Source organism: Pseudomonas sp. PLMAX (assembly GCF_046042685.1).
Lineage (GTDB): Bacteria > Pseudomonadota > Gammaproteobacteria > Pseudomonadales > Pseudomonadaceae > Aquipseudomonas > Aquipseudomonas putida_AE.
This window is the reverse complement of sequence record NZ_CP064949.1, coordinates 4095201-4117017: the sequence shown is the minus strand read 5'-3', so window position 1 is coordinate 4117017 and position 21817 is coordinate 4095201. Positions and strand designations below refer to the sequence as shown.

Below are 21817 nucleotides of genomic sequence, written 5' to 3'. Positions count from 1 at the left end.
TCCCTCAAGACAGGGTGAACTCATCCATTGACACCCTCCCCACTATTGGGGACAGGTTCAGCGTAGGACTTTTCCTCGGTATTTCCAGATTTTTCAGCGATGATCGGACGATGTGCCCACGCTCTAGCCCCGGGTTAGAGCGTCCGGGATGTCAGAAGCGCCAGGTGGCTCCACCGCCAATGATGTGCAGGGCCGAATTGCGATAGGTGCCTGACAGTGTGTCTCCCGAGCGTGATTTGGTTTGTTCGACGTCCATGTCACCCATCCAGACCAGGGTGTAGGCCGCATGCAGGTCCAGTCCCTCATCGACCTTGTAGTTGATCCCGGTGGCCAGGCGCCAGGCGTCCCCCATGGGGTTGTCGACGGTGCGATCCTTGTCGTCCACCGCTGAACTGTCGTAGCCAAGGCCCATGCTCCAGCGCAGCTTTGAGCTCGCTTGGTATTGCGCCCCGAGGGAGGCATGCCAGGTGTCTTTGTATTGGCGATCGGCGGTACGGTTGACGTCGGCGGCATTGGCGTCGACCTCTACACCAATGTCGCCAAACTCGCTCCAGTCCTGCCAGCCGAGGCTGCCCAGCAACTTCCATTGCGGGTCGAGATCGTGCGCGATGCTCAGCAGCACAGTCTGTGGCACCGACATGTCCAGCTCCAGAGAGTCGACATCCAGACGACGCAATGCGGCGTTGATGATCGGGTTGTCGACCTTGCGCACGCTGGGGCTGTCTTTGAACTCCAGGTCGATCTTGCTGGTATAAGCAAGACCAATCTGTGTGCGTTCGCTCAGTCGATAGAGCAACCCGAAGTTAATCCCTGCACCGACATCGGTGTCCTTGTATTCAAGCTGGCCATCGGGACTGTCTCGCAACCCCAACAGGTTGTTGTTGATCGCTGTTTCGTTGCGGTAATAGGCGTACATGATGCGTGGGCCAATGCCGATGGACAGGTCGTCGGTGAACTTGTGCGCCAGCGTCGGCTGGAAGGATACCCCGATGATTGCCGCCTCCTGGTTGAAATAGCGGCCAGCCCAGTCATCGTCGTAATCCAGCGCCAGGCCGAAGTTGCCGTACATGCCGAAGCCGATGGCCGAGCGTTCATCAATCTGGTGGCTGATAAAAAAACTGGCCCCAGGCAAGTATTGCAGTGCGTTCCCGCCTTCATTGCCGTCAAACTGGTTGTGGCTGTCGCGAGAGAAGCTGAGATCGCCAAGAATGACCTGCGCATTGGCGCTGATCTGGGTGCCCGACAATTCCGTGAGACCTGCCGGGTTGCTCATCAGTACGCTGGGGTCTGTCGCCAGCGCAGCGGCTCCCGCGTTGGCCAGGCCGTTACCTTCCTGTCCCGCTTCGTAGATCAGGATTCCACCGGCACAGGCATTACCAGTGAACAGACTCAAACCGAGAGCCAAGGCAGATAAGTGAAACCGGCGTGTCTGGTTGTTTCGATACATTACGCGTCCTCTGCGAAACCGTCAGGCAATAAGGGGGAGATCCCCGAACTCGTAAAGCTCCTGGCGGGAAACGACCAACAGTGCTGCACTTGCTTGTTCTGACCGCCTCACAGGTAGCGGGCAGTTGCACAAGACAAACCTGTTGGTCGAACAGGCACTACTTCGTTTTGAGTTGCTTGTATGAATTGACGATGTCTTGCGCCCAGATATCGAGCACCGCCTTGAAATCTTTGGCTTGCACGACTTCTGAAGAGTTTTCCAGATCAGTACCGGCGCCTTTGCGAACCATTTTGGCAACTACCTTGTTGTCGCCACCATCGAGAAACGCGGCTTCAGTGGCCAGGCTTGTGTCCTGGTCGCGGATGCCGGTCGCCGCACTGACGCCGGCAGCGACCAAAGCGATCGGGATAATTTCGTAGGGACGCAGCCCCTTGGTTTTGGCACTGACGGCCGTAATGGCCGGACGCACAACCAATACTCCCGGCCCCGGGCCGGTAGCCAGCGGAAGCTCCCTGGCAAACGCATTTTTCAAGGCCTGATCGTAATACTGCGTAATGCCATTAAGGCTGCTCTGCGGGATTTTCTCGGTCGCTTGTGGTTGGGGGTACAACTGGCTACGTTCGACGTAAACGCTGGTAAACCGACTCACGTCCACCTTCGGGTCAATCCAGCGCATGACATCCGCACCGGATGGTGATTTCTCCTCTTTCAGAACGCTGTAGTCCTTCAAAAAGCCTGAGTACTGCTCAGGATCGACGTAGGGACTGGCACAACCCGCTAGCGCCAGGGTCAATACACATGCTGCGAACGATTTCATCTGCATAAAAGCTCCAGAGGGATCTGTGAAGGCCAAAAGAAGCGTCGTCGGCAAGTCAGAATGACGGCAGCTTTTCAAGCGCTGCCGTTTTCTGAGAACGTGTTCTATGGGCGGTACAACCCCTTAAATTGATCCGTTATGGCGTCACGATGTTGAACCAGAAATCGAAGTTATCCATATAGGACACCAGCTCTTCCAGCTTGCCTTGCGCCCCGTCTATCTTGATATCCCCCGAGGCCAGCGCATCTTTCAATGACGTCTCTTTCAGCACGATCTTGTTCAGCGTGTCGCGGGTCAGGGTCACCTTCGCATCGGCATCTTTTGCTTCAACACCTTCGGTGTGGTTGAGCACGCCATTCTCCATCTCCACCGAGTATTTCTGTTTGAGGTCGGTGAAATCGAAGTTGAGCGATAGACGCTTGCCTTCGGCTTTTGGTCCGTTCAAGCGCATGGCCAGGAAGTCAAAGAACAAGTCCAGATCCATGGCCCGAACCGTATCCGGGCTGGCAGTGTCGGGTGTCGGCAGCTTCATCACGCCTTCGCGCAGTTCCTTGGCGCCGGTGAGATAGAAGTTGCGCCATGGCCCGCTTTCGGCCTGGTAACCCATTTGCTCCAGGGCATCCGCTTGCAGATTCTTCGCCGCCTGGTTGCTCGGGTTGGCGAAGACCACGTGGTTGACGACTTCGGCGACCCAGCGGAACTCACCCTTGTCGAAATACTCCTTGGCTTTCTTGAGCACCGCTTCTTCGCCGCCCATCATATCGACGTAATGCTTGCCGCCTTCCTCCGGTGGCAGTTCGTTCAAGGTGGCCGGATTACCGGTAAACCAGCCCATGTACAATACGTAGGTAGCTTTGACGTTGTGGTTTACCGAACCGTAGTAGCCACGGTTGGAGAATTTGTTGGCGATCTCCTTGGGCAGTTTGAACTGCTCGGCGATCTCGACCATGGTGTAACCCTTGTTGATCATCCGCAGGGTTTCGTCGTTGATGTAGCGGTACATGTCGCGCTGGGAAGACAGTTGCTCGCGCACTTCCTTGTTGCCCCAGACCGGCCAGTGGTGCATGGCATACATAACCTGGACATCATCGCCCCACAGTTTGAGCGCCTCATTGAGATACTTCGACCATGGCAGCGGTTCGCGAATCTTCGCGCCGCGCAGCGAGTAGGTGTTGTGTAGGGTGTGGGTGGAATCTTCGGCGGTGTTGAGCGCTTTCTTTTCCTTGATGTAATAGAGCATCTCGGCAGGCGCTTCACTACCAGGCGCATACAGGAACTGGTAGGTCAGGCCGTCAATGACACGGGTTTCGCCGGTCTCCTTGATGATGTCCGTAGGCGGAATCAGCGTCACCGAACCCGCCGAAGTCGTGGTGCCCAGGCCTGCGCCCAACTGACCGGTCGGGGTGGGCGGCAGCAGGTTTCCGTACATGTAGCTGGCACGACGACTCATGGCCGTACCGGCCATGACGTTTTCGGCTACCGCATGCTCAATGAATCCAAGGGGGGCATAAACCTTCACCTTGCCGGCTTTCACATCTTCTTCATTGATTACGCCTCGCACACCACCGTAGTGGTCAACGTGGCTGTGGGTGTAGATCACCGCCACGACGGGCTTTTTCGGGCGATGCTGATAGTAGAGATTGAGTGCCGCCTTGGCGGTTTCGGCGGAAATCAGCGGGTCGAAGATGGTGATTCCCTCCTTACCCTCGACGATGGTCATGTTCGACAGGTCGTAGTTGCGGACCTGGTAGATGCCGTCTGTCACTTCAAACAAGCCGGAAATGTTGATCAGCTGGGACTGGCGCCAGAGGCTGGGGTTGGTGGTGTCTGGAGCTTCTGCGCCTTCCTTGATAAAGGAGTATTTCGCCGGGTCCCAGATCACATTGCCCGACGCGCCCTTGATGACCGTCGACGGCAGAGGCGCAATGAAGCCTTTGTGCGCCAGCTCGAAGGACGTCTTGTCGTTGAATGGCAGTTCCTTGAGCAGCGCACTATTAGCGGTTTTGGTGGCTTCGGAGGCGGGTTTTGGTTTCTCTGCATCGGCTGCAATCGCTTGGGTGGCCAGTGCAATGGCTGCAAAGAGTGAGCAAAGGGTTCCGGCTACTTTGAAGGGTCGCCAATGATCCATAGTGCGGGCGAGTTGCTTCGACTGTATCTCGTACGTCATCTTCCAGTTCCCTCTAGTGGCAAAAAGCTATACCAAAAGCGGTAATAGCGAGCTCAACTAAAACTAGTAGGAACTGAGAAAATTTCGAGTAATACGGTTTCGATCAGATAACTGCCGCGTAAAAAATGTTTCGCATATGCTCCTCGCTTTAAGAAAAATTGCATATTGATCACTGTTGCCTACGCTTATTCCTTGCTGCGATTTTGTCGACTACAGGTGATGAGCAATGGAATTAAAAGAGCAATGGAGTTACACCTTTTCGGCATTTGCTGCTTGGTTGTGCGTCGTGCCCATGGCCCAGGCGGAGGATTCGGCAGAACTGGCCAAACAAGCCCTCAACCCGGTGGCGGCGATGTACAGCCTGCCGGTACAGTATAACTGGGACCAGAAAATGGGGCCGACCGGTGAAGGCATGCGTAGCCTGACCAACATCCAGCCGGTGCTGCCATTTACGCTCAACGATGACTGGAACCTGATTTCGCGGACCATCCTGCCCGTCATCGATCAACACGGCCTGGCACCCGATGGCGCAGCGGACAAGTCCGGGGTCGGCGATATCACCCAGAGCTTTTTCTTTTCGCCGAAAAAGCCCACAGACAGTGGCTGGATACTCGGCGTTGGTCCGGCAATCCTGATTCCCACCGGCAGTGATGAATTGCTCGGCAGCGAGCAGTGGGGGATCGGTCCGACCGCCGTTGCGCTGCAACAAGCCAATGGCTGGACTCACGGGATACTCGCCAACCATATCTGGGGGCTGGACGGCAGTCCGCCGGACGACAAGGACAAGGTCAACCAGACTTTCCTGCAACCCTTTCTTTCCTACACCAGCAGCACCCTCACCACATACGGGGTGAACACCGAGTCCACCTACAACTGGCAATCACGCGAATAGGCGGTGCCGGTCAACCTGACGGTCACCCAACTGTTGAAAATCGGTGGACATCCATTGACGGTGCAAGCCGGGCCACGTTACTGGCTCGATAGTCCGGATGACGGTCCTCAAGGCTGGGGATTCCGTGCAGCCGTTACTTTTTTGTTTCCACGTTGAGAACGATGCGACTTCAGAGGTTGGATGTTCCCAAAGCGGACGGTGATCGCTTACCTGCCAATCAGGGATAATTGCGGGAGTATGAACGATGCACAGGATCAGAAATTTCACCATCAACCTGCTTGCTATTGCGGTGTTGGCTAGCTCCGAGGTCGGTCTTGCCCAGGAGGGAATGGAAACCCAGGGCGGGCAACCAACTCCTGGCTCGCGCAGTTCCATCCAGGATTAAAACAAGCGTTTCTCTTTTGAATACCTTGACAGCATTGACCTGATCGGGCGCGCGGCGGAGTACTTCTGGTGTACCTATATGCCGAAAGAGTTGAGCGACTCACCGGCCACCCAATACCTGATGGCCATGGCGGATAAAAACGGTAAACCCCTCGAAGCCGGGCAGACCTACAAGATCGATGTACCCGCCAAGATGCCGGTCAAGCAGTTCTGGGCATTGACCGTTTATAACCGTGACACCATGTCCTTCATCTACAGCGCTACCAATCGCACGACGTTGTCCTCGTACGATCTGGATGCCATGAAGAAAAATGCCGACGGCAGCGTCACGATCTACATCGGCCCCAAAGCGCCTGCCGGACTGGACAGCAACTGGATTCCCACCGCCGGGAAGCGGCCGCTACCAGCCATGCGCTTTTATGGCGGCTCTGAGGCACTCAACGACAAGAGCTTCAAGCTGCCGGATTTCGAACGGGTTGAGTGAGCCGTTGGCCTGGCGGCAAATGCTAAACACCTGACGGGAAATGACAATTCTTCAGCAGGTAACAGCCGCAGTATGGGAGGACGCAATAACCCATACCCGCTGTCGCCTGCATGAGGAAAACAATAATGCCAATGCCTGTGCCGTCCTTCGATCACAAGGAACTGCTGAGCCTCAATACCAACGAACTGCCGATATACAAAGATGCCATGGCACCTTATTTCCCGGGCGTCGATGTGCAGCCGCTGTATCTCGACCCGAATCTGGGGGTCTGGACACTGCGCGTGATTTTCCAGCCTGGCGTGCGCCTGCCCTGCCATTACCACACGGGCCCGGTTCATCTGTTCACGATGTCGGGCAAGTGGCACTACGTCGAGTACCCGGATCAGCCCCAGACGGCTGGTTGCTACCTCTACGAACCGGGCGGCTCGATCCATACCTTCATGGTCCCAGCTGATAACACTGATCCCACTGACACCTTCATGGTGGTCTATGGCGCCAACATCAATTTCGACCAAGACGGCAACTTCGTGAACGTCATGGACGCCACCGATATCATGCAAATCATCGATCGCCTGGTGAAGGAGCGTGGCCTGGAGCCGGCCCGTTACATTCGCCCCGGCAACGCCGGTTACACCGTCGGTTGAGCACTCACGACGCACGCATCGGCGTGCGTCAATCCGGTCAATTTATGGGGAGTGCTCAATGAGCCATGCTGCCATGCCAACCGGCGTCGAAGGCCAGACGCCTGACGTGCCGCGTTCGGTGTTCATTACAGGTGCCAGCGGTTTTATCGGTCAGGCCCTTGCCCGTCGTTATAGGGCACTGGGGGTCGAGGTTCGAGGTATGGACCTGCGCGCCGACGCGGCAAATGGTGTAGTCGCCGGCGACCTGACCCGCCCGCAGCAATGGGCCGAACATGCCCACGGTTGCGAGTTGTTCATCAATACTGCTGCGGTGGTGTCCCTGGCCGCACCGTGGAAGCAGTACCGCGAGGTGTCGGTTCGCGGTGTGCGCAATTGCCTGGACGTCGCGATCGAAAGCGGTGCCCGACGCTTCGTGCAGTTTTCTTCTATCGCGGCCCTTGGTTGGGAATACCCCGAACAGGCGGACGAACGCTGCGATGTCGTCATCGGTGAGCACTATCGCTACGGCGTGGCCAAAGGTGCGAGCGAGCACGTGGTGCTGGCGGCGCACGCGGCGGGGGAGATCGACTGCACCGTGGTGCGGCCGGGTGACGTCTACGGCCCGGGCTCGCGGGCATGGCTCAGCGAGCCGTTGAAGATGGCCAGGGCCGGCGCGCTGATCTTGCCCAATGGCGGCAAAGGTCGTTGGACACCGGTGTACATCGATGACCTGCTCGATGGCGTGATGCTGGCCGCCGGATTGCCACAGGCCGTCGGACAGATCTTCCACGTCAGTTCGAGCGAGTCGGTCAGTTGCCGCGAGTTCTTCAGTCATCACTGGCATTGGGCGGGGCGCAGCGGTTTACCGCGCAGCCTGCCGTTGGGGCTGGCGGTGACGCTGACCTGGCTGATCTGGAACGTTAATCGACTGTTGCGCCGCCATGATGAAGTGACGCCCGACACCATGTTCATGTTCTCGCGCACCGGAGGTATTTCCATCGACAAGGCTCGGCGGATGCTCGGTTACGCGCCGAAGGTGAGTCTTGATGAGGGATTGCGTCGCTCCGAAGCCTGGCTTCGTGAAGTCGGGCAATTGAGCTGATACCTGCAGGCCGCCGGTTGCGGCGGCCTGATCTGATAGGGGATTTTTCATGAAAGCCGTTGTCATGCGTGACAAGCAACTGCTGGTGGATTCTATCGCTGCGCCCACGCCGGGGCAGGGCGAGGTGCTGGTCAGGACACTGGCCTGCGGTATCTGCGGTTCGGACTTGCACATGTTCCATCATTGCGAGCATGTGCTGGCGAACTTCAAGCGCGGACACATTCCGATTGACTTCGATGCCCTACAGGACGTGGTGTTCGGTCACGAATACTGTGCCGAGATCCTCGACCACGGGCCGGGCAGCGACAAGACGTTGAAGGTGGGGACGCGGGTGTGTTCATTGCCGTTCGTGATCACCGCGCAGCATTTTCACCACATCGGTTTCTCCAATCGATATCCGGGTGGTTATGGCGAGCAGATGGTGCTGGCCGAACAGATGTTGATGCCGGTACCGGGGGATTTGCCGCCGGACATCGCGGCGCTGACCGAGCCGTTGACCGTGGCCGCACATGCCGTGAATCGTGCGCGCCTGGATGGCAGCGAAGTGCCGGTGGTGATTGGTTGCGGCCCCATCGGCCTGGCGTTGATCGCAGTGTTGAAGTCCCGTGGCATCGGCCCGATCGTGGCGTCGGACTTCTCCGCAGGGCGCCGTGACCTGGCAGAGAAAATGGGCGCCGACGTCGTGGTCAACCCGGCCGAGCAGTCGCCGTATCAATCGTGGCTGCAAGTGGCAGCACCCCAGGGTTACGATATCAACGGCCCGATGGCGCTTCTGGGGCTGGGGCCGCAGCCAAAGCCTTGTGTAGTGTTCGAGTGCGTGGGCATTCCGGGATTGATCCAGCAGGTGCTGCAGAGTGCGCCGCCGCGCTCACGCCTGATCGTGGTCGGAGTGTGCATGGAAAGCGACCGGATCGAGCCCCTGATAGGCATCAGCAAGGAAATGAATGTGCATTTTTCCTTCGGCTACACCGGGGAAGAGTTCGCCCATACCTTGCATGGCCTGGCTGACGGCACGCTCGATGGCGCGCCGATGATCACCGGACGCGTGTCGCTGAACCAGGTAACCGGTGCTTTCACTGACTTGGCCCAGCCCGATGAGCACGCGAAAATAATCATCACCTACGACTGAGGCGTCATCGCCCTGAGGTGCGCGCCGGCCTGAGACTCGGCGCGCAGTTGCGTACGGCGTACCCGCGGCGGCACACCGTACCAGCGCTTGCAGGCACGGTTGAACGAACTCTGTTCGGCATAGCCCAGCAGCCCGGCAATCTGTGCCATGGGCATGTTCGCTTCCGCCAGGTACAGCTCTGCCAGTTCCTGGCGTGCCTGTTCGACCATCTCTTCAAAGACCAGGTCGCTTTCCGCCAGGCGCCGTTGCAGCGAACGTTCGCGCAGGCCAAATTGTTCGGCAATCAGCGGCAGGGCGCAGCGGTGGGTGGGCAACAAACGGCGGATCGAGGCTTCGACCTGGCTGCCAATGTCCAGTGGATTGGCCACGCCCATGCTGATGACGTAATCCATCATCGTGTCGTGCAGCTGGATATTGTGCTGGTCGATTGGCTTGCTCAAGCAATCCGGCATCAGCACCAGGGCATTGTGCGCCTGGCCGAAATAGGTGCGGGCACCGAAGAAGCGCTGGTAACGACTCTGCGGCAGTCGTGCTTCGGTGCGCGATAGCACGGAATGCGGGCGGAATCCCGGCCCGTAGAGCATTAACAAGGTCTTGAACATGACCCCAAGCGTCAGCTCGATGATCTGGCGTTGGCGAGGCGCAGGACGCAGGCGCAACTCATAAATCAGATACGGATGGACGGCGTCGATTTCGGTGTCCAGGCTCACCTGCACGCCAGGGCTATAGGTGTGCAGGAAACGGGTGACCTCCGACAATGCTTCGCCGACGTTGCGCGCATTTTGTGCGATCACCGCCAACGGACCGAGGATCTGGATGCTTTGTCGCTCGGCCAGGCGCAGGCCGAAGTCTATGCATTGAAGCTGTTCCGCGCTTAATTCAAGCAGGTTGATCATCGCCCGGTACGGAATCACTGCCGAACCGTTGTCCAGCAGCCTGGGGTCGATCTGCATCTGCCGCAGCAGGTTCTCGGGGTTGCCGCCCAGGTCTCGTACAAGCTCGGGGAACCCGGTCAGCGAGGTAGTTTTGATCAACGCAGTCATGTTCGGTTTTTTGGGCTCTTGTTCTGTGAAACGGGCGCTTTGCCAGGTCGTGTTCGATCCCTTCAATTGGGCACTGCCATCCTCTATGCATTTTCCATGGACGAACAGTTTAATTCGACCGCTGACGCCTAATGACAAACTTCTGACGTGAACGGACAAATGATTTTTCTGCCTCTCTCTGCATGCTTGCGCAAACAAACAAGAACGCTCAGCCAAGGGGGCAAGTCCGGCCCCGCACGGTAAGGGCGATGGCGGAGATCTGCATGCACAATAAAAACTGCAAGGTTGGGACATGGGTAAAACCCTTGGCGCTGGCGGTTTCCTGCGCGTCGGCCGGGGCCGTGCAAGCCATGCCGTTCCAGCTGGAGAACGGCTGGGAGGGGGAGTGGAACACCACGCTGTCGGTGGGCTCGCAATGGCGTGCGGAGAATCAGGACAGCGCACTCTACAGCGCTGCCAACGGCGCGCTGGTGGGCAAGTCCGGTGGTACGGCAGGCTCGGTCGACGCCGGCAACCTCAACTACGACAAAGGCGACCGCGTTTCGACCATCGCCAAGTTCGTCACGGACCTGTCCCTGCGCAATGGCGACATGGGCGGCCTGGTACGCGTCAAGGGTTGGTATGACGAGGCGCTCAAGGACGAAGACGTCAACTTCGGTAGCGCCTCCAATGGCTACCGCAAGAAGCCGCTAAACGACGATGGCTATGCCGACCTGCAGAAATTCAGCGGGGTCTACCTGCTCGATGCCTACGCCTACAACACTTACTACTTCGATGAGACACCGGTGCAGGTGCGCCTCGGTCGCCAGGTGGTGAACTGGGGTGAGAGCGCTTACATCCAGGGCATTAACCAGATAAACCCCTTGGACGTGCCGGCGTTGCGCCGGCCAGGCACGGAACTCAAGGAAGCCCTGATCCCCGTCTGGATGGGCTACATGAACATCGGCCTGCCGGCCGGGATTTCCATGGAGGCGTTCTACCAGCTCAAGTACGAAGCAACCGCCATCGAAGGTTGCGGGCATTACTGGTCGGTCACCGAGAGCGCGGTCGGCCAGGACTTTGGCGATTGCCAGCTGGGCACCTTCCTCGGTGGCACCAATCCGTCGTCACCGACGAAGATTGCCGCCGGCGCCTATTTGCCGGAGATCAAGGGCAAGGAGCCCCACGACAGCGGCCAGTGGGGCGTGGCGTTTCGTTTCCCGCTGGATGCTCTCGATGGTGAGATGGGTCTGTACTACCTCAACTATCACTCACGTACACCGTACCTGGGCCTGCGCAGCACCGGTAGCGCAGCCCAGTCGGAATTTCCCAACGCCGGGACACCGGGAGCGGTGGCACAGAATGCTCAAGGCCAGTTCGTCGGGCCCAGCTGGGAATACCCGGAAGACATTCGCCTGTACGGCCTGAGCTTTACCACCACCCTGGGAGGATGGTCGATCGGCTCGGAACTGAGCTACTCGCCTAACCAGCCTGCGCAGATCAATGGCGGGGATTTGCTCAACGGCGCCCTGGCCGGTGTCGGCCCGGCGGCCGACCTCCTGCAGTTGGTGAAAGTGCAAAGCCAGTCGTTTACCGCAGGCTGGGATCGCTATGAGAAAACCCAGTTTCAGGTCAATGGCGTGAACGTGTTCCCCAACGTGCTCAAGGCCGAAAACCTGACGGTGGTCGCCGAAGTCGGCTTCCAGTGGAACAACATTCCCCAGGATGACACTGACCGCCGTTACGGTCGTGGCTTCATCTATGGGATGGGTTCCTCACCGACCATTCCCGCCGGTGGCAACACCTGTACCAGCCCGGTGCCAAGCCTGGTCAATTCCAGCGCTGCCGGCTGCAAGAACGATGGTTACGTCACCGACTTCGCGTGGGGTTATCGCCTGCGCGGCCAGTTGGACTACAACAATTTCCTCGGCACCAGCGTCACCGCTTCGCCTTATGCCTTCGTCGGCCAGGACGTCGACGGGGTCTCGATGGATGGCCAGTTCAATGAAGGTCGCATCACCAGCGCCCTGGGCATCACCTTCGATTACAACAAGCAGCACAAGCTCGACTTCAGCTACGTGAGTTTCGACAACAGCGCCGAATACGACCCGCTGCACGACCGCGATTTCTACTCCGCCAATTACAGCTACAGCTTCTGACAGAACAATAAGAGGTAAGTCCGATGAACACGATTCTTCATGCCGCGCGTCTGGGCGGCATGGCATCTGCCTTGCTGCTCGCCCTGAGCAGCACGGCGCATGCCCAGATCACTGCCGACCAAGCCGCTCGCCTGGGCAAAGACCTGACGCCGCTGGGTGGTGAGATGGCCGGTAATGCCGACGGTTCCATTCCCGCTTACACCGGCGGGCTGGCGCAACCACCGGCCGGCTGGAGCCCGGAACAGGGCTACGTGGACCCGTTCGCCAGCGAGAAACCCCTGTTCACCATCACGGCCGCGAACATGGCGCAGTACAAGGACAAGATCACGCCGGGCATGCAGGCGTTGCTGGCCAAGTACCCGAACTATTCGATGCCGGTCTATCCGACCCATCGGACCGCCATGGTGCCGGCGGCGGTCGCCAACAAGGTCAAGCAGGAAGCGGTGCACGTCGAGCTCAACGGTTTTGGCGTGAATAACCTGAATGGTTCCACCACGCCGTTCCCGATCCCGAAAAATGGCCTGGAAGCCATCTGGAACCATAACGTGCGCTACCTCGGCGGTGGCCTGCAGCGCACCTACGCCTCCTTTCCGGTGCGGGGCGGGGGCGACTACTACGCCTTGCGCATAGAAGAAAACCGCGTATTCGATAGCAACATGGACAAGCCATCGGACAACTGCCTGCTCAACTACTCGGCGCGCTTCATATCCCCGGCTACCCTGGCCGGCACCGTGCAACTGGTGCAGGAACCGATCGACCAGGTCAAGGAAGTGCGTTCGGCGTGGATCTACAACGTCGGCCAACGCCGAGTGCGCCGTGCGCCGGACCTGGCCTACGATAACGTCAACGACGGTACCGAAGGCCTGCGCGTAACCGACGACTTCGATGGCTACAACGGTGCGCCCGATCGTTTCGAGTGGAAGCTTGTGGGCAAGCGCGAAATGTACGTGCCGTACAACGACTACAAGCTCGGTTCGAAGCAGGCCAAATACAAGGACATCCTCACCGCCAACACCCCCAACCCGGACTTCATGCGCTATGAATTGCATCGCGTGTGGGTCGTGGAAGGCACCCTGCGCCCTGACGCCAAGCACGTCTATGGCAAGCGTGTGATGTATCTGGACGAAGACTCCTGGACCGTACTGGCCAGCGACGCCTACGACACCCGTGGCACCTTGTGGCGCATCGGCGTGCATCCGCTGATCCAGTTCTATGATGCCCAAGTGCCGTGGTACCGCGCCAACATCTGGCACGACCTGAGCAATGGCGGCTACTACCTCGCCGGCCTGGCCAACGAAGAGACGAACCCGTGGAAATTCGGGATCAAGGGTCGATTCGTCGACTTCCAGCCTGACGCGCTGCGCCGCATGGGCAAATGATCGAGATCTGCCTTCGTCAACCTGCTGCGAGCGGCCAACGGTCGCTCGCCTGCTCACTGGATTTTTCTCATGTCCTTACGCCACCTGGATTGGTTGGCGGGTGTTGGCGTGTGTCTGTTGGCCACCGCAGTGTGCGCCGAACCGCCCAAACTCGATTACCAGATCAGCCCGAACCATGTCCTGCTGCTAAACATCGCCGACAACGGCCAGCACCTTGTTGCCGTTGGCGAGCGCGGTGTCGTTTTGATCGCCGATGAGCACGCGCAAGCCTGGAGCACTGTGCGCACGGCAACCACCCGCACGCTCTCCGGCGTCGCTTTCGCCAATGCACAGGTCGGCGTCGTCGTGGGTCATGGCGGCGCGCTGTTGCGTACCGAAGATGGTGGCCGGCATTGGACGACGGTCGAAGCCGACACCAATGGAGACGCGCTGTTGGGCGTTGTGGTGCTGGGTGAAGGGCACATGGCCGCCTGGGGCGCGTTCGGTCTGTACCTGCTGTCCAGGGACAATGGTGCGACGTGGGAGCGTATGCCCATCCTGGACGGCGATTTTGACCGGCACATCTCGCGGATCCTCCCGCTGGCCAACGGCGAATACCTGTTGGTGGGCGAGAGCGGCACCCTGGCGAAATCTGCAGACCGCGGCGAAACCTGGCAGGCCATGCAGAGCCCTTATGCCGGCAGCCTGTTCGGCGCCCTGCAACTGCACAACGGCGATCTTCTGATCTACGGCATGCGCGGAAACCTTTGGCTTTCCAGCGATGGCGGCCAGACCTGGACCCGGCGCGACACGGCAACCACCTTCGCCTTCAATGGCGCCGTCGAGTTGAAGTCCGGACGCGTTCTGGTGTTCGGCAACAGCGGCTTGCTGCTGGCCAGTGATGATCAGGGACACAGCTTCAAGCCGCTGCCCTCCACCCATGTCAGCCTGGCAAAGGCGATACAGCTGGGCGACGGACAATTGCTCGCGGTCGGTGACCGGGGTGTCACGCCGCTCGCGGTGAACGCGACCGAGCGTCAGGAGTAACCCATGAGCATTCAGGAAAAATACGTGGCGAATGCCGATGAGCTGGCGCACAAGGACTTTGCCCGGGGCCTGGTCGGTAAAGTGTCCTACTGGATTTTCCATCAGCGCAAAGCCTTGTTGGCGCTGTTCATTCTGATTACGGTGGCGCTGGGCTACAGCGCGACGAATCTCAAGGTCGAAGCGGGCTTTTTCAAGATGATTCCGCTGCACCACGAGTACATGAAAACCTTTCTCGAATACCAGAAGGATTTCGGCGGTGCCAACAAGGTGCTGGTGTCGGTGAAAACCGACAAGGGAGAAATCTTCACCCCCGAAGCCATGGCGGTGCTGCGAAAGGTGTCGGACGAAGTCTTCTTCATCAACGGCGTGGAGCGCAGTTCGGTGACCTCGCTGTTCACCTCCAATGTGCGTTACACCGAAGTGGTCGAAGACGGTTTTACCGGCGGCAACCTGGTGGACTCCAGCTACGGCGGCACGCCGCAGCAGATTGCCCAGGTGCGCGAACGCACGCTGAAGTCCGACTGGGTCGGGCGCATCGTCTCCAATGACCTGTCGTCGGCCATGGTGGTGGCGAACCTGCAGGAGACCGACCCGATCACCGGCAAGCGCCTGGACCTGCAGGACGTGGCGAACAAACTGGAAAAAATTCGCCAGGACAATCAGGGCGCCGGCATCAGCATTCACATCATCGGTTTCGCCAAATCCATTGGCGACATCGCCGAAGGGGCCTCCGACGTACTGGTGTTTTTCATCATCGCCTTCGTGATCAGTGCACTACTGTTGTACTGGTATTGCGGTTCGCTGATGTTGACGGGCTGGGCGCTGATCTGCGCGATGGTCCCGGTGGTCTGGTTGCTGGGGTTGTTGCCGCTGCTGAAACTGACCCTGGACCCGATGTCGATCCTGGTGCCGTTCCTGATCTTCTCCATCGGTGTGTCCCATGCCGTGCAGATGACCAACGCCTGGAAACTGGAAACCCTCAATGGCGCTGACGGCGTCACGGCCTCGCGCAATTGTTTCCAGAAACTCTTCGTTCCCGGTGCCGTTGCGTTGTTGGCCAATGCCTTGGGCTTCATGGTGATTGCGTTGGTGGACATCGAGATGGTCCGAGAACTGGCGATCACCGCGACCCTCGGTGTGTCGGTGATGATCGTCACCAACAAGATGCTGCTGCCGATCCTGTTGTCGTTCATGCGTCTGTCCGCGGCCGACGCGCAGAAGCTGCGTGGCAAGGAAACCCTGGGTGCCGGCTTGTGGGAGCGCCTCGGTGTGCTGGCCACCCGTCGCGGTGCTGCGTGGGCCTTGCTGTGTGCGGCGGTGTTGCTGGGGTGGGGGTTGATCGAAGCCCGGCACCTGCATGTCGGCGACATTGGCGCCGGCGTGCCGGAACTGCGCCCGGATTCGCGCTACAACCAGGACGTGGCAACCATCACCCGTGACTTCGCCATCGGCGTCGACCTGTTGCAGGTGATCGTTAAGGCTCAGGGCGACGAGACGCCCTGCGTCAAACGCGAGGTGCTGGATCCGATCAACGAACTGGAGCTGTACCTGCGTCAGGATGACGGCGTGTCTTCGGTGCGCAGCCTCGCCGGTTTTGTCGGCAACATCACCCAGGCCTATGCGGAAACCGACCTGAAATGGCGAGTACTGCCCGAGCCGACCGCGCAAATCGCCCAGGGTGTGGGTTTCGCCACACGGGTCGGCACCGAGTACATGAACAGTGCCTGCAATGCGATCCCGGTGTCGATCTACACCAAGGATCACCAGGCCGACACCATCAGCAACCTGATGAACAGGATCAAGGCGTTCAAGGCGGCCTATGACAACGATCAGGTCACGTTTGAACTGGCCTCGGGCAACGTCGGGGTCATGGCGGCGACCAACGAGGTGGTGCATGCCGGCGACAGGCTGGTCAACGTTGCGCTGTTCGCGTCGGTGACGCTGCTGTGCCTGTGGATGTTCCGTTCCCTGCGCATCACCCTCTGCGTGATCATTCCGCTGGCGCTGGTCACGGTGCTGTGTAACGCGCTGATGGCGTTGCTGGGCATCGGCGTCAAGGTCAACACCTTGCCGGTGGTGGCATTGGGCGTGGGCGTCGGCGTGGACTACGGCATCTACCTGTTCGAGCGGATCAAGCATGAGATGGATGACGGCGGTATTACGCTGCGCGAAGCCTTCGTTGAAGCGCTAAAGCAACGCGGTACGGCGTCGGTGTTCACCGCCGTGACCATGACGTTGTCGATCGCCACCTGGGCCTTTTCAAACCTCAAGTTCCAGGCCGACATGGGCATCCTCCTGGCCTTCATGTTCCTGGTCAACATGCTCGGCGCCATCCTGTTGTTGCCGGCACTGGCCGCCTGGCTACTGCCGAAAGGGAAGGCCCGCAACCGCTGAAAAAAAAACGAAGAACCGAGCTGCCGCGCGCTGGCGGGTCGGGCTACACGGAAGCTATCGACGCTTGTCGGAGTTATTGCCGAGATACCCGGCTTATTGTTGAGCCGGGTCTTTTTATCCATACAGAACTTGAACCCGATGAAGAACACCTTCAGGCACTCCTTGTTGACCCTTGCCATGGCCGTGGTCCTGACGGGCGGCGCCCTGGCTTGCGAGAACGCCACTGACAAACCGGCCAACGAGGTCCCGGGTATCCCGGTCGGCACCGTCATCACAGCGTCCAGCGCCACGGTCATTGCCCAGGATGCCTACCTGTGGGGCTGGCCGATCGTGAATGCCTTCAATCGTCGCGCGTCGTTTTCCAGAGCTCCTGAACCCGGGTTGATGGGCGGCATTCTACCCGCAGCGCCGACCGGTTACATCAGCATGCTCACTGACTACATTTCACCGGACCAGCACTGGATCGCACACCCTAACCAGGACGTGGTGTATGGCTTTGGCTATGGTGCCACCGACGACGATCCGATGGTGTTGCAGGTACCGGAGTTTGGCGACCGCTTCTGGGTGAATGCGCTGTATGACGCGCGCAGCGAAGAATTCTCCAGATTGGGCAAACAGTACGGCACCCGACCCGGCAACTATCTGGTGGCAGGGCCGAACTGGAAGGGCGCCGTGCCTGAGGGCATCACCCAGGTCATTCGGGCACCCACTGAACTGGTGGCTGTCGGCCCCCGTGCATTTCTGGACGACAGCGCCGAAGATCGCCAGGCCATCCAGGCCGTCCTCAACCAGGTGGTGGTCTACCCGCTGAGCCAGTACACCGGCAAGACCATCAACAAAGACTGGAAAGCCACGCCGCACTTCCCGGCGGCGCAAAAAACTTCTGCGGAAGTGAACCCGCAGACGTTTTTCGACCAGCTACCTGAGGTACTCGCCAAGGTGCCACCGCTGCCTGGCGAAGAAAGCCGCTACGCGATGATAAAGGCGTTGCTCGACGCCGCCGCGAAGGACCCGGCGGTCAAGGCCGCCATCGTCAAGGCCGCCATCGAAACTGAAGAACAGGTGGTGTCGCCGCTGTTCTCGTTCCAGACCAATGGCTCGCGTCTGCCCAATGGCTGGAACTCGCCGACCAACGTGGCGCGCTGGGGCCATGACTACCTGACGCGCACGGCCACCGCCAAGTCGAACATGTACACCAACCAGCCCGAGGAAACCCGTTACTTCTTCCTTGAGGTGGACCAGAAGGGCCTGCGTCTGCATGGCGATCATTGTTACACCCTGACCTTTGCCAAAGGCCAGACACCGCCGGCCGAGGGCTTCTGGTCGCTGACGATGTACGACCCTCAACACTTCTTCGCCCCCAATACGCTCGACCGCTATTCCCTCGGCACGAAGAACAGCAAAAGCATGAAGTACAACGCCGACGGCTCACTGACCCTGTATGTGCAGCACGGCTCCCCAGGCAGGGATAAGGAAGCCAATTGGCTCCCGGCACCCAAAAGCGAATTTGAGCTGACCATTCGCACCTATTGGCCAAAGGCCGAGGTACTCAGCGGCGCATGGACGCCCCCGGGCACTGTGCGTCTGGACTGACAGTTACCCCCATTACAACCAATAAGAATCAGGAGAAAGGCATGATGTATGTGAGCTCCAGGCTCAAGCGCTGGTGCAGCGCGGTCGCCTTGCTGGCGGCAGGCGTGTCGTCACAGGCCATGGCCGCAGACAAGCCGAACATTCTGGTGATTTTCGGTGATGACATCGGCATCACCAACATCAGTCGGTACAGCAATGGCATCATGGGCTATCAAACGCCCAACATCGACCGTCTCGCCAATGAAGGTGTGATGTTCACCGACTACTACGGCGAGCAGAGCTGCACGGCGGGACGGGCTGCGTTCATTACCGGCCAGCACCCCGTGCGCACGGGCTTGACCAAGGTCGGCATCCCGGGTGCGACAGTGGGCCTGAAGCCTGAAGACCCGACGATCGCCGGGTTGCTCAAACCGCTCGGTTACACCACCGGTCAATTCGGCAAGAATCATTTGGGCGACCGCGACGAATATCTGCCGACCAACCACGGTTTTGACGAGTTCTTCGGCAATCTCTATCACCTCAATGCTGAAGAAGGTCCCGAAGACCCGGACTGGACCAAGAACCCTGCGATGGACAAGATGTTCCGTCCTCGTGGCGTGATTCGCAGCAGTGTCGACGGCAAGATCGAAGACCTGGGCGCCTTGACCAAAAAACGCATGGAAACCATAGACGAAGAATTTCTGGCCGCGTCGACCAAGTTCATGGACAAAGCGGTCAAGGCCGACAAACCGTTCTTTGTCTGGTTCAACTCAACGCGCATGCATTACTACACCCACGTCAGCGACAAGGTCGCCGGCAAGTCGGGACAGGGCGAGTACAACGACGGCATGCTCGAACACGATGGCCAGGTTGGCCAACTGCTGAAAAAAATTGATGAGTTGGGTGTTGCCGACAACACCATCGTCATTTACTCCACCGACAACGGTGTGCACTTCAACCAGTGGCCGGACGCCGGCATCACCCCGTTCCGCGGCGAGAAGAACACCAACTGGGAAGGGGGCTTTCGTGTGCCCGCCATCGTTCGCTGGCCGAACCACATCAAGCCCGACACCATCTCCAACCAGGTCATGTCGCACCAGGACTGGATGCCGACCTTGCTCGCCGCCGCCGGGGTCACCGACGTGAAAGAACAGTTGCTCAAGGGCTACAATGCCGGTGTGAAAAACTTCAAGGTGCATCTGGACGGCTACAACTTCCTGCCGTATCTGGAAGGAAAGGAAGACAAGGGGCCGCGCACCGATTTCTACTACTTCAGCGACGACGGCAAACTGCTCGGTGTGCGCGACGGCGACTGGAAACTGGTGTTCGCCGAGCAGCGGGCGCACCAATTCGATGTGTGGCGAGATCCTTTTGTCGAACTGCGCATCCCAAAGGTTTTCAACTTGCGACGCGATCCGTTCGAGCGAGCGGACACTGACTCCAACAACTACAACCAGTGGTGGGACAAGAAAGTCGGCATCGTCGCGATGCCGGCTTTGGTGCGGGTTCAGCAATTTTTGGGCACCTTCCAGCAATTCCCACCCCGCCAGCGCCCAGCCACTTTCACCGCCGATCAGATGGTCGAGAAATTCATGCATTACCAAACTCAGTAAATGGTCGGTGGTCGGAGGCTCTGATAGCCGGCCAGCACTTATTGCAACGCTGCACATCTACCCACGTTCGTTTGACGAGCCAGAACCCTGTGACTAGGGTTCTTGCAGACCTTTAGTCGTCAAACTGGCGCGCCAGACCGCTCGCACCTGTCGAAATACCTAATGAAAGGACGCTCGTTATGGCTTCACCACGTAGTTTTCTGTTTTGTGTTCTGCCCCTATGTGTTGCGCTCGGTAGCGCGATGCACGCGCAAGCCAGCACACCGGATTTACTGTTGACCACACCTGCCACACCCGATGCAGTAGAAAAAGGGATGCAGGCTGATGGCTACAGCCTGGCGATCTCGGCTTACAACTGGGGTTATCCGCTGGTTCGCATGGAAAGAGTGGCACGTGAATACATCAACGTTCCCTCACCCAAGCCCGACACCAGCTATCGTGCAGGTCTGAACCAGATCGGCTGGGCCACTTCGCTGGCGTCACCGTCCGCCAAGGACATGCCCACTGCCAACAATGACACCTACTACATGAGCGCGGTGCTGGATCTGACCGAGCCCTACGTGTTAACCGTGCCCGACACCCATGACCGTTATTACGTGGTCGATGTGTTCAACATGTGGCAGGAACTTGAACACTATGTCGGACGGCGCACAACCGGCACCAAGGCCGGAAAATATGCATTGGTGCCGCCAGGCTGGAAGGGCGAACTGCCAAAGGACGCGAAGCGCCTGGACGTCTCGACCAAAAAAATCTGGTTGTGGGGGCGCATTCACGTCAAGCAGGGTGAAGATGTAGCACCGATCCTCGCCTTGCAGAAACAGTTCAGTGTCGTGCCGTTGAGCGGCAAAACCCATAAGGATGAAACCTTGCCTACGTTGCCTCAGACCGGCGACGACCCGCTGGGGTTCTTCACCGAACTGGCTTCGGCACTCAAGGACAATCCGGTCAAGCCTGCCGACGCTGCCTTGTTTGCCCAGTTCGCCCGCATCGGCCTGACAGAAAAGGGCTTTTCACCCGATAAACTCAATCCGGCCACTCGTAAAGGCCTTGAGGAAGGTTTGAAAGTTGCCCCCTACGTTGCGATTGCATCGTTGGCCAGCACGTCGGAAGTGCGCAATGGCTGGAACTGGGTGACCGGTCTTGACAGTTTTGGCTACAACTACCCGCTGCGCGCCATGGTGGCCGGGCCCTATCTCGGCGGCCAGGGTGAGCATGAAGCGATGTATCCACTGCGCTTCACCGACAGCAAAAATCAACCGCTCACTGGAGCCAATCAATACGAAATCAAACTGGCTTCGGCCCCCCCTGTGAATGCCTTTTGGTCGCTTACCATGTATGACGCCAGCGACAAAATGCTGGTCGATAACGAGATCAGTCGCTACAAGGTCGGCTCCGATACGCAGGGGTTGAAAGTCGCGGAGGACGGTTCGATCACCATTCCCATTTCCCACAAAAAGCCCCAGGGAGAGAATGCCGCCAACTGGCTACCGGCACCCGAAGGCGGTTTTTATGTGATGTTGCGCCTGTATCAACCTTCTGATGATGCTCTCTCGGGCAAGTGGCAGCTACCACAGCTGAACAAGGTCAATTGAGTACCTGGGACGTCC

Annotated in this window: 16 protein-coding genes and 1 pseudogene; 13 read left to right on the top strand and 4 right to left on the bottom strand. The window is 58.9% G+C overall.

Annotation, left to right across the window (positions count from 1 at the left end; all coding sequences use genetic code 11):
• Positions 1-151 precede the first annotated feature (151 nt).
• The 3 genes from DKB71_RS18730 to DKB71_RS18720 all read right to left on the bottom strand — a co-directional run bounded on the left by DKB71_RS18730 (position 152) and on the right by DKB71_RS18720 (position 4431).
• The gene (locus tag DKB71_RS18730) at positions 152-1447 is read right to left on the bottom strand and encodes an OmpP1/FadL family transporter (protein WP_408596517.1); all 1296 of its coding nucleotides are present in this window, start codon (positions 1445-1447) and stop codon (positions 152-154) included.
• 157 nt (positions 1448-1604) lie between these two features.
• Positions 1605-2270 (bottom strand): DUF3313 family protein, encoded by a 666-nt coding sequence (locus DKB71_RS18725; protein ID WP_408596515.1) that lies wholly within the window; start codon positions 2268-2270, stop codon positions 1605-1607.
• Positions 2271-2400: 130 nt separating this feature from the next.
• Positions 2401-4431, bottom strand: coding sequence for an alkyl/aryl-sulfatase (locus DKB71_RS18720; protein WP_408596513.1), 2031 nt, complete (start codon positions 4429-4431; stop codon positions 2401-2403).
• A 292-nt stretch (positions 4432-4723) separates the two neighbouring features.
• On the opposite strand from DKB71_RS18720, the pseudogene DKB71_RS18715 reads away from it, so the two are divergent.
• The 6 genes and pseudogenes from DKB71_RS18715 (at position 4724) to DKB71_RS18690 (ending at position 9045) form a co-directional block, all read left to right on the top strand.
• Positions 4724-5479, top strand: a pseudogene (locus DKB71_RS18715) (transporter).
• Between the two features lie 88 nt (positions 5480-5567).
• The gene (locus tag DKB71_RS18710; RefSeq protein ID WP_408596511.1) at positions 5568-5708 is read left to right on the top strand and encodes a hypothetical protein; all 141 of its coding nucleotides are present in this window, start codon (positions 5568-5570) and stop codon (positions 5706-5708) included.
• A gap of 78 nt (positions 5709-5786) precedes the next feature.
• The gene (locus DKB71_RS18705; RefSeq protein ID WP_408596509.1) at positions 5787-6191 is read left to right on the top strand and encodes a DUF1214 domain-containing protein; all 405 of its coding nucleotides are present in this window, start codon (positions 5787-5789) and stop codon (positions 6189-6191) included.
• A gap of 125 nt (positions 6192-6316) precedes the next feature.
• The gene (locus tag DKB71_RS18700; RefSeq protein ID WP_408596507.1) at positions 6317-6835 is read left to right on the top strand and encodes a 2,4'-dihydroxyacetophenone dioxygenase family protein; all 519 of its coding nucleotides are present in this window, start codon (positions 6317-6319) and stop codon (positions 6833-6835) included.
• 58 nt (positions 6836-6893) lie between these two features.
• Entirely contained in the window at positions 6894-7916 is a 1023-nt protein-coding gene (locus DKB71_RS18695; protein WP_408596505.1) for an NAD-dependent epimerase/dehydratase family protein, read from the top strand.
• 49 nt (positions 7917-7965) lie between these two features.
• The gene (locus DKB71_RS18690; protein WP_408596503.1) at positions 7966-9045 is read left to right on the top strand and encodes a zinc-binding dehydrogenase; all 1080 of its coding nucleotides are present in this window, start codon (positions 7966-7968) and stop codon (positions 9043-9045) included.
• Here the strand turns inward: DKB71_RS18690 and DKB71_RS18685 are convergent.
• Positions 9036-10088 (bottom strand): AraC family transcriptional regulator, encoded by a 1053-nt coding sequence (locus DKB71_RS18685; RefSeq protein WP_408596501.1) that lies wholly within the window; start codon positions 10086-10088, stop codon positions 9036-9038. The two genes, DKB71_RS18690 and DKB71_RS18685, sit on opposite strands and share 10 nt — an antisense overlap.
• A gap of 263 nt (positions 10089-10351) precedes the next feature.
• On the opposite strand from DKB71_RS18685, the gene DKB71_RS18680 reads away from it, so the two are divergent.
• The 7 genes from DKB71_RS18680 (at position 10352) to DKB71_RS18650 (ending at position 21802) form a co-directional block, all read left to right on the top strand.
• Positions 10352-12226: a DUF1302 domain-containing protein gene (locus DKB71_RS18680; RefSeq protein ID WP_408596499.1), complete on the top strand. Its 1875-nt coding sequence runs from the start codon at positions 10352-10354 to the stop codon at positions 12224-12226.
• A gap of 23 nt (positions 12227-12249) precedes the next feature.
• Positions 12250-13605, top strand: a complete 1356-nt coding sequence (locus DKB71_RS18675) for a DUF1329 domain-containing protein (protein WP_408596497.1) — start codon at positions 12250-12252, stop codon at positions 13603-13605.
• A 69-nt stretch (positions 13606-13674) separates the two neighbouring features.
• Entirely contained in the window at positions 13675-14631 is a 957-nt protein-coding gene (locus DKB71_RS18670; protein ID WP_408596495.1) for a YCF48-related protein, read from the top strand.
• Between the two features lie 3 nt (positions 14632-14634).
• Positions 14635-17025, top strand: a complete 2391-nt coding sequence (locus DKB71_RS18665; protein WP_408596493.1) for an efflux RND transporter permease subunit — start codon at positions 14635-14637, stop codon at positions 17023-17025.
• 138 nt (positions 17026-17163) lie between these two features.
• A complete protein-coding gene (locus DKB71_RS18660; RefSeq protein ID WP_408596491.1) occupies positions 17164-18618 on the top strand; it encodes a DUF1254 domain-containing protein in 1455 nt (484 codons plus the stop codon).
• Between the two features lie 44 nt (positions 18619-18662).
• Positions 18663-20210, top strand: coding sequence for an arylsulfatase (locus tag DKB71_RS18655; RefSeq protein ID WP_408601129.1), 1548 nt, complete (start codon positions 18663-18665; stop codon positions 20208-20210).
• A gap of 275 nt (positions 20211-20485) precedes the next feature.
• Positions 20486-21802 (top strand): DUF1254 domain-containing protein, encoded by a 1317-nt coding sequence (locus DKB71_RS18650; RefSeq protein ID WP_408596489.1) that lies wholly within the window; start codon positions 20486-20488, stop codon positions 21800-21802.
• Positions 21803-21817: the final 15 nt, after the last annotated feature.

What these genes read in the sequence shown, in the direction of transcription:
- DKB71_RS18705 (WP_408596509.1), top strand. Translation starts at nt 5,787, where the DNA reads ATGCCGAAAGAGTTGAGCGACTCACCGGCCACCCAATACCTGATGGCC.
- DKB71_RS18725 (WP_408596515.1), bottom strand. Translation starts at nt 2,270, where the DNA reads ATGCAGATGAAATCGTTCGCAGCATGTGTATTGACCCTGGCGCTAGCG.
- DKB71_RS18660 (WP_408596491.1), top strand. Translation starts at nt 17,164, where the DNA reads ATGAAGAACACCTTCAGGCACTCCTTGTTGACCCTTGCCATGGCCGTG.
- DKB71_RS18690 (WP_408596503.1), top strand. Translation starts at nt 7,966, where the DNA reads ATGAAAGCCGTTGTCATGCGTGACAAGCAACTGCTGGTGGATTCTATC.
- DKB71_RS18720 (WP_408596513.1), bottom strand. Translation starts at nt 4,431, where the DNA reads ATGACGTACGAGATACAGTCGAAGCAACTCGCCCGCACTATGGATCAT.
- DKB71_RS18710 (WP_408596511.1), top strand. Translation starts at nt 5,568, where the DNA reads ATGCACAGGATCAGAAATTTCACCATCAACCTGCTTGCTATTGCGGTG.
- DKB71_RS18700 (WP_408596507.1), top strand. Translation starts at nt 6,317, where the DNA reads ATGCCAATGCCTGTGCCGTCCTTCGATCACAAGGAACTGCTGAGCCTC.
- DKB71_RS18730 (WP_408596517.1), bottom strand. Translation starts at nt 1,447, where the DNA reads ATGTATCGAAACAACCAGACACGCCGGTTTCACTTATCTGCCTTGGCT.
- DKB71_RS18685 (WP_408596501.1), bottom strand. Translation starts at nt 10,088, where the DNA reads ATGACTGCGTTGATCAAAACTACCTCGCTGACCGGGTTCCCCGAGCTT.
- DKB71_RS18695 (WP_408596505.1), top strand. Translation starts at nt 6,894, where the DNA reads ATGAGCCATGCTGCCATGCCAACCGGCGTCGAAGGCCAGACGCCTGAC.
- DKB71_RS18665 (WP_408596493.1), top strand. Translation starts at nt 14,635, where the DNA reads ATGAGCATTCAGGAAAAATACGTGGCGAATGCCGATGAGCTGGCGCAC.
- DKB71_RS18655 (WP_408601129.1), top strand. Translation starts at nt 18,663, where the DNA reads ATGTATGTGAGCTCCAGGCTCAAGCGCTGGTGCAGCGCGGTCGCCTTG.
- DKB71_RS18670 (WP_408596495.1), top strand. Translation starts at nt 13,675, where the DNA reads ATGTCCTTACGCCACCTGGATTGGTTGGCGGGTGTTGGCGTGTGTCTG.
- DKB71_RS18675 (WP_408596497.1), top strand. Translation starts at nt 12,250, where the DNA reads ATGAACACGATTCTTCATGCCGCGCGTCTGGGCGGCATGGCATCTGCC.
- DKB71_RS18680 (WP_408596499.1), top strand. Translation starts at nt 10,352, where the DNA reads ATGCACAATAAAAACTGCAAGGTTGGGACATGGGTAAAACCCTTGGCG.